Consider the following 4,291-nt stretch of genomic DNA (forward strand, 5'->3'; position numbering starts at 1 on the left):
TCTGATGCTATAGCGGCTACTATTTCTCCACTTGAGAACATGTTAGCTAAATCGGATGACTTGCTATAAGTTTTTACAACATTTGGCTTTAATTTTTCTAATTCTTTAAATGCAGCTTCTCCGTTATCTTCAGTTATATCAACACCAGCTTTAGTTGCCGCTATATCAACTACTGCTGCCCCATTTGTAGTAGTTATATCTGGTATTGCTATTTTACCTTTTAATTCTGGCTTCCATAAATCTTCCCAAGAGTTTATTTCTATATTGCTAGTTGGGTCAACTACTATACCTATACTGTTTAAAGTGTAAGCTGGTCCATATCCATTTTCTACTGTATACTTAGCTTTTTCATTTATTTTTTGTGCATTTGGTATTTTAGAGTAATCTAATTTTTCAAATATACCTGCTTCTATTCCTTGCTCTGAGAATGATTCAGCTAAATAAGTTATATCTATATTTGAGTTTGGATTATTCTTCATTTTAGTTAATCTATCAGAGTTGTTTCCAACTTCTAAGACTACTTCTACTCCATGTTCTTCAGCAAAAGGTTCAAATATTTCTTTTTTTAATACATCTTCATTTAGTCCCCAAGTTGAAATTATAAGCTTGTCTGACCCTGCTGAGTTATCTTTTGCTTTACATCCTACTAAAAGTGATGCTGATAAAACTCCTGTTAATACTAATGATAAAATTTTCTTGTTCATCTGTCATTTACCTCCACTTTATAATATAACAATTTTATTTGATGGTAATTGAAGTTTTACTTTATTACCTTTTTCATAAACTACGCTATTTTCACTATTTACTATTAAATTTCCTATAGATGTTTTTACATCATATTGATATGCCTTTCCTAAGAAAGTTCTTATCTCAACTGTTCCATCTATTGTATTTTCACTATCTTCATTTACTATTTTTATATCATCAGGCCTTATAGTAGCTTTAACTATATCCTTATCCTTAGCTCTATCAACCTTAAATTCTATATTATTTTCACTAGAATAAGTATTTTTAGAAGTTTTCTTTAAATCTATAAAGTTTTCAAATCCAACGAATCTTGCAACGAATTCAGTTGCTGGGTTTGAGTATATATTTTCTGGCGTATCAAATTGTTCTATAACACCTTTATTTAGTACTGCTACCTTATCAGATATTGAGAAACACTCCTCTTGATCATGAGTAACAAATAAAGTTGTTATACCTAATTTTTGTTGAAGTTTTCTTATTTCAACTCTCATTTTAAGTCTTAACTTTGCATCTAAGTTACTAAGTGGTTCATCAAGTAATAATAAGCTTGGCTCTATAACTAATGCTCTAGCTATAGCAACTCTTTGTCTCTGTCCACCTGATAATTCCTTAGGATATCTCTTTGCTAAATGAGACATATCAACAACTTCTAACATCTCACTTACCTTTTTCTTTATTTCTTCTTTAGCAACCTTTTTCATCTTAAGACCAAATGCCACGTTTTCTTCAACTGTTAAGTGTGGGAATAGAGCATAACTTTGGAAAACTAAACCGAAATTTCTATTATGTACTGGTATTTTCGTATAATCCTTGTCTCCTAAGTAAAAATGACCTGCTGTTGGCTCTATAAATCCTGCAACAACTCTTAATGTAGTAGTTTTACCACACCCACTTGGACCTAAAAGTGAAACAAGTTCTCCCTTTTTTATATTTAAGTTTAAATTCTCAAGTATATTAGTTTTTTTATCATATGATACGTTTATATTTTGTAATTTTATTAAATCCATTTTATATTCCTCCAAGGTTTTGCTTAAACTTATGCCGAAAAATTGCTAAGTCCTAATGTCTTTTCTAAAATGTACATTATACCTATAGTTAAAATCATTAATATTACAGATAAAGCTGATACTGTTGGGTCATAATTATACTCAACATAGTTCATCATTGTTATAGGTAATGTACTTACACCTGGTCCTGTTAAAAACATTGAAACTGGTACGTTATTAAATGAGTTTATAAATGCTAGCATAAATGCTGCCATAACTCCCGATGTTATATTTGGAAGTACAACTTTGAAAAATGTTTGCGATTTTTTACATCCTAAACTCATTGCAGCTTCTTCTATTGCATAGTCAAATACTTCTAAACTAGATCCTACAACCCTTATAATATAAGGAATAATTACTAAAGTATGTCCTATAAGTAAACTTGAAGTTACTGTAAGGTTTAACTTTACTAATAAGAATTGGAATAACGAGAATCCAACTACTATTGCAGGTATCATAAGCGGTGAGAAGAAAAAGTTCTTAAGTAAACTTTTTCCCTTAAAATCAAATCTACTTAATCCATAAGCTGCTGGCATACCTATAATTAAGGCTATTACAGTAGCTATAGTAGATATTCCTAAACTTGTAATCATACTATTCATAAAAGATTCTGAAGTAAATACATTCATAAACCACTGTAAGCTAAATCCTTTTGGTGGGAATGCTATATAGTTTTCAGTTCCTATACTAGTCATTGCTATTATAACTAGTGGTGCAAATAAGAATATATATACTAAAACAACAAACGCTGTTAGAAATTTACTTTTCTTCATTTTAAGAAACACCTCTCTTGTCTAGTCTTGATGCTAAGAAGTTTATTGTTTTTACAACTATTAATGTAACTACTATCATTATAGTTGCAACTACTGCTGCACCTTGCCAATCACCTAATGTCATAGTCTTTTGATATATAAGTGTTGCTAGTACAGTATTTTTATTTCCACCTAATAATTGTGGGGTTGTATATGCAGTTAATGCACCTGTAAATACTAATACTGTTCCAACTATTAACCCAGGTAAACTTAGTGGGAATATAACCTTGAAAAATGCAACTATTTTATTAGCACCTAAGCTTTCTGCTGCTTCTAATAGATCATTTTCAACATTTTCCATTACTCCAACAAGTGAGATAATCATAAGCGGTAAGAATATATACACAGTACCAACTATTATGGCACCTTCAGTGTATAAAAGTGATAATGGCTCTGTGATTAAATTTAACTTCATAAGTAAAGTGTTTATGACACCATTTTTTCCTAATATACTCATCCATGCAAATGAACGAACAACTGAGTTAGTTAAGATAGGAAATACCGTTAAAGCTATAAATAATCCTCTTAATTTTTTAGATGTTCTCGATATGTAATAAGATACTGGCACTCCGATTAACATACATATTATTGATGATATTAATGATACCTTTATAGTTCTACATAATATACTCATCATATATTCGTCTTTAAAAAAATCCGTGTATACACTAAACATTCCATTAGATGCATCAGTGAATGTAGGTAATATCGTTCCTAATAATGGAATTATCATAAAGTATGATATAAGTACGATACATGGTAAAAATAATATGTACTGATATTTCTTATTCATTATGTCGTTCCCCTTTCTAGTCATAATATACGAATATTTTTTTACATTCATTAGTTTTACATACGTATTTTATCAGTATTTACAGAACATTGTCAATATTATTTTAAATATCATTCTATATTTTCTGTATTTTTTATAAATAAAACCATATAATTGTTCATTTTTTAAAATTAGATTTTATTTTCTATTTAATTTCTAATTATATCTCTTTATATAAAATAAAGCCGTTGATTAAATAATCAACGGCTCTCATTTATGTAACAATTTATATTTTGATATTTATCATATATATCTTTTTTACATTTATAAATATTTTATCTATAATTTCATCTACTTCACCCAAAGCATTTAGTACTTTATCATTGGTAGCATAGCCTTATACTTCTTTTATAGCTAATAATAATTTTTATTAAATACTGTGCTTGAATCGTTTTTTAAACCTTTATTTTAAATAAGTAAAAAATTATTATTTACATTGTTCTATAAAATCTTCTTCTGATGATGCTGTTATTAAATCATCTCCAACATAAGCTGTAAATTCAGATCCACATTCACCTATACAAGTATCCTCTATTTCTCTGCCTAATAAAGCAGCTTTTAAATCTTCTATACTCATTCCTGAACACATTGAACATACTTTTATCATAATTAATCCTCCTACTAGTTGTCTAAATCTTTTGTTATTTATTATATACACCATTTTTTTAATATTTAAACAATAATAATATACTTTTAATTCAACATATTTTATTTAATCCTATATTTTTATTTTAAAATATCTTAGTATCTGTAGTATTTTCTTAAATATACTTAACCAAAAAATAAAGGGCTATAAAATGTAAAGTGTACCCTTTGTCAAGGACAATTTAAAAAAAGGTATTTCTAAGAAACAA

Annotated in this window: 5 protein-coding genes; all 5 read right to left on the reverse strand. The window is 28.2% G+C overall.

Translation table 11 applies throughout. From position 1 onward, the window contains the following. On the reverse strand, positions 1-704 hold a 704-nt coding region (locus Q5F54_RS11125; protein WP_302334440.1), incomplete at its 3' end, for an extracellular solute-binding protein. A gap of 18 nt (positions 705-722) precedes the next feature. Continuing rightward, a complete protein-coding gene (locus tag Q5F54_RS11130; protein WP_071120863.1) occupies positions 723-1,754 on the reverse strand; it encodes an ABC transporter ATP-binding protein in 1,032 nt (343 codons plus the stop codon). A gap of 29 nt (positions 1,755-1,783) precedes the next feature. Next, positions 1,784-2,566, reverse strand: coding sequence for an ABC transporter permease (locus Q5F54_RS11135; protein WP_071120864.1), 783 nt, complete (start codon positions 2,564-2,566; stop codon positions 1,784-1,786). A gap of 1 nt (position 2,567) precedes the next feature. Beyond that, a complete protein-coding gene (locus tag Q5F54_RS11140) occupies positions 2,568-3,398 on the reverse strand; it encodes an ABC transporter permease (RefSeq protein WP_281538696.1) in 831 nt (276 codons plus the stop codon). Positions 3,399-3,864: 466 nt separating this feature from the next. Further along, positions 3,865-4,044, reverse strand: coding sequence for a hypothetical protein (locus Q5F54_RS11145; RefSeq protein WP_281538697.1), 180 nt, complete (start codon positions 4,042-4,044; stop codon positions 3,865-3,867). Positions 4,045-4,291: the final 247 nt, after the last annotated feature.

The organism is uncultured Romboutsia sp. (genome assembly GCF_958366745.1).
GTDB classification, from domain to species: Bacteria; Bacillota; Clostridia; order Peptostreptococcales; family Peptostreptococcaceae; genus Romboutsia; species Romboutsia timonensis.

Coding starts and splice junctions, on each gene's coding strand:
- Q5F54_RS11140 (WP_281538696.1), bottom strand. CDS start 3,398: ATGAATAAGAAATATCAGTACATATTATTTTTACCATGTATCGTACTT.
- Q5F54_RS11130 (WP_071120863.1), bottom strand. CDS start 1,754: ATGGATTTAATAAAATTACAAAATATAAACGTATCATATGATAAAAAA.
- Q5F54_RS11135 (WP_071120864.1), bottom strand. CDS start 2,566: ATGAAGAAAAGTAAATTTCTAACAGCGTTTGTTGTTTTAGTATATATA.
- Q5F54_RS11145 (WP_281538697.1), bottom strand. CDS start 4,044: ATGATAAAAGTATGTTCAATGTGTTCAGGAATGAGTATAGAAGATTTA.